4 protein-coding genes are annotated in these 2,799 nt (G+C 68.4%); 1 reads left to right on the top strand and 3 read right to left on the bottom strand.

All coding sequences use genetic code 11. The features are described from left to right. On the bottom strand, positions 1-1,166 hold a 1,166-nt coding region (locus tag FPZ47_RS27115), incomplete at its 3' end, for an acetyl-CoA C-acetyltransferase (RefSeq protein ID WP_145039743.1). 80 nt (positions 1,167-1,246) lie between these two features. On the opposite strand from FPZ47_RS27115, the gene mce reads away from it, so the two are divergent. Continuing rightward, on the top strand, positions 1,247-1,711 hold the full coding sequence (gene mce / locus FPZ47_RS27110) for a methylmalonyl-CoA epimerase (RefSeq protein ID WP_144955252.1): 465 nt from the start codon (positions 1,247-1,249) through the stop codon (positions 1,709-1,711). Positions 1,712-1,720: 9 nt separating this feature from the next. On the opposite strand, the gene FPZ47_RS30065 is transcribed toward mce, so the two are convergent. Both FPZ47_RS30065 and nucS read right to left on the bottom strand, forming a co-directional pair. Next, positions 1,721-2,017: a hypothetical protein gene (locus FPZ47_RS30065; protein ID WP_144955249.1), complete on the bottom strand. Its 297-nt coding sequence runs from the start codon at positions 2,015-2,017 to the stop codon at positions 1,721-1,723. 23 nt (positions 2,018-2,040) lie between these two features. Then, a complete protein-coding gene (nucS, locus tag FPZ47_RS27100) occupies positions 2,041-2,712 on the bottom strand; it encodes an endonuclease NucS (RefSeq protein ID WP_144955247.1) in 672 nt (223 codons plus the stop codon). Between the last annotated feature and the right edge of the window lie 87 nt (positions 2,713-2,799).

The raw sequence follows: 2,799 nt of genomic DNA, 5'->3' as shown, positions 1-2,799 counted from the left end.
GGGGGGGGGGGCGGGCGGGCGCCCGCCCCGCACAGGGCGGCGACACCGTAGCCGGAGCCGCGGCGCGCCAGCTCCAATGCGGTGTGCAGCGCAATGCGGGCTCCCGACATGCCGATCGGATGCCCGACGGCGATCGCCCCGCCGTTGACGTTGACGATCTCGGGATCCAGTCCCAGCTCGCGGGTCGAGGCCAGCGCGACCGCCGCGAACGCCTCGTTGATCTCCACCACGTCGAGCCGGTCGACCGAGATGCCTTCGCGCCCGAGCGCTTTCTTGATCGCGTTGGCCGGTTGGGACTGCAGCGTCGAATCGGGGCCGGCCACGACGCCGTGCGCACCGATCTCGGCGAGCCACGTCAGGCCCAGCGCCCGGGCCTTTTCCTTGTTCATCACCACGACCGCGGCCGCGCCGTCGGAGATCTGCGAGGCCGAACCGGCGGTGATGGTGCCGTCCCGGCGGAATGCCGGCTTGAGCCCGGCCAGCGATTCGGCGGTGGTGTTGGCGCGGATGCCCTCGTCCTCGGCGAACTGCAGCGGGTCACCCTTGCGCTGCGGGATGCTGACCGGAACCACCTCGTCGACAAACACGCCGTCCTTCCACGCCGCGGCCGCCCGCTGGTGCGACCGCGCGGCGTAGGAGTCCTGCTCCGCCCGGGTGAATTTGTCGACGTCGTTGCGCTGCTCGGTGAGCGCACCCATCGGCTGGTCGGTGAACACGTCGTACAGACCGTCGTAGGCCATGTGGTCCAGCACGGTGACGTCGCCGTACTTGTAGCCCGCGCGGCTGTCCATCAGGAGGTGGGGCGCCTTGGTCATGGACTCCTGCCCGCCGGCCACCACCACGTCGAACTCCCCGGCACGAATGAGCTGGTCGGCCAGCGCGATCGCGTCGATACCGGACAGGCACATCTTGTTGATGGTCAGCGCCGGGACGTCCCAGCCGATGCCGGCCGCCACCGCCGCCTGGCGGGCGGGCATCTGGCCGGCTCCGGCCGTCAGCACCTGGCCCATGATCACGTACTCGACCACGCCCGCCGGCAGGCCGGCCTTCTCCAGCGCGCCGGCGATCGCGACGGCGCCAAGATCGCTGGCCGAGAAATCCTTCAGCGAACCCATCAACTTGCCGATCGGCGTCCGGGCTCCAGCAACGATCACCGACGTCGTCATAACTACCTCCTAGGCTGCGCGGACGGCCGATTCCGATCCCTGGTGAAGCGGAATCTTTGCCGTCAGGTTACCGTTGCGAGATGACGACCGATCAAGTTGACGCCCGTCAGGTGCTCGGTACCGCGCTCGTGACGGCAGTCGACCACGTCGGCATCGCCGTCCCCGACCTGGACGCGGCGATCGCCTGGTACCACGACCACCTCGGCATGGTCCTGGTGCACGAGGAGGTCAACGACGATCAGGGTATCCGCGAGGCCATGCTGGCTGCACGCGGCGGGCCCATCGGCACCGCACAGATCCAGTTGATGGCCCCAATCGACGATTCGTCGGCCATCGCGAAGTTCCTCGACAAGCGCGGACCGGGCATCCAGCAGCTGGCGGTTCGGGTCAGCAATCTCGACACCCTCTGCGAGCAACTCCGCTCACAAGGCGTCCGGCTGACCTACGAGGCGCCGAGACGCGGCACCGCGAACTCTCGAGTCAACTTCATCCATCCCAAGGATGCCGGCGGAGTTCTGATCGAGTTGGTCGAGCCGGCTTTGTAGGGCCGGTCGTCACGACCACCTCCGGGTCGGACCGCGAGTCGCGCGGTTGCTCCAGCACGGGGTGTGCCAGTGCCGTCGGTCCTCGATCCCGGATTCGGGGGCATCCGCCGGCCAGACCACGACATGCGCGGTTGCCGAACGTATCTCGTGGTCGCAACCGGGGCATCGATAGACTTTGACGGCGCGTGCCGCGGCGACCGGGTGAACCTCGTAGTCGTATCCGTCGGGCCCCGCCTCGACCCGCCGCGAGACCGACGACAACAGCGGGGGCCCCTGCCGTCGCGGCGGTGTGCGGCGCCGTGTCATGCGGCCAGTCTAATCCGGAGGCCTCAGAACAGCCGGTATTCGTCGCTGTCCATCCCGCGCATCCTGTCGTAATCGAGTGTCACACAACGAATCCCGCGATCGGTGGCCAGCGTGCGCGCCTGCGGTTTGATCTGCTGGGCGGCGAACACGCCCCGCACCGGGGCCAGCACGCTGTCGCGGTTGAGCAACTCCAGATAACGGGTGAGTTGCTCCACGCCGTCGATCTCGCCACGCCGCTTGACCTCCACCGCGACCGAGCCGCCACGCTCGTCGCGGCACAGCAGGTCGACGGGCCCGATCGCGGTCATGTACTCGCGGCGCACCAGCGTGTATCCCTCGCCCAGCAGCCCGACGTGCTCGGCGAGCAACGCCTGCAGGTGCGCCTCGACGCCGTCCTTGACCAGCCCCGGATCGACGCCCAGGTCGTGACTGGAGTCGTGCTCGATCGCTTCGACCGTGATCCGCAGTTGTTCGCCCGTCTTGTTCTCCACGACCCACACCGGTGCCTGGCCGCCGGGCTCCTCGGTCAGCCGGCACGGCGGGCTCATCCAGTTCAACGGCTTGTAGGCGCGGTCGTCGGCGTGCACACTGACCGACCCGTCGGCCTTGAACAGCAACAACCTGCGCGCGGACGGCAGATGCGCGGTGAGCCGGCCGACGTAGTCCACCGTGCACTGGGCAATGACGAGTCGCACCCGAATCACCCTAGACGGTATGGGCAGGCTGGGGCCTCACTGCATGTGAACGTGGGTTGCCGACAGGAATTAGGTCCTGGCCGGTAG

It is taken from the genome of Mycobacterium helveticum (genome assembly GCF_007714205.1).
Lineage (GTDB): Bacteria > Actinomycetota > Actinomycetes > Mycobacteriales > Mycobacteriaceae > Mycobacterium > Mycobacterium helveticum.
The sequence above is the reverse complement of the archived record's forward strand: the minus strand, read 5'-3'. Positions and strand labels throughout refer to the sequence as shown.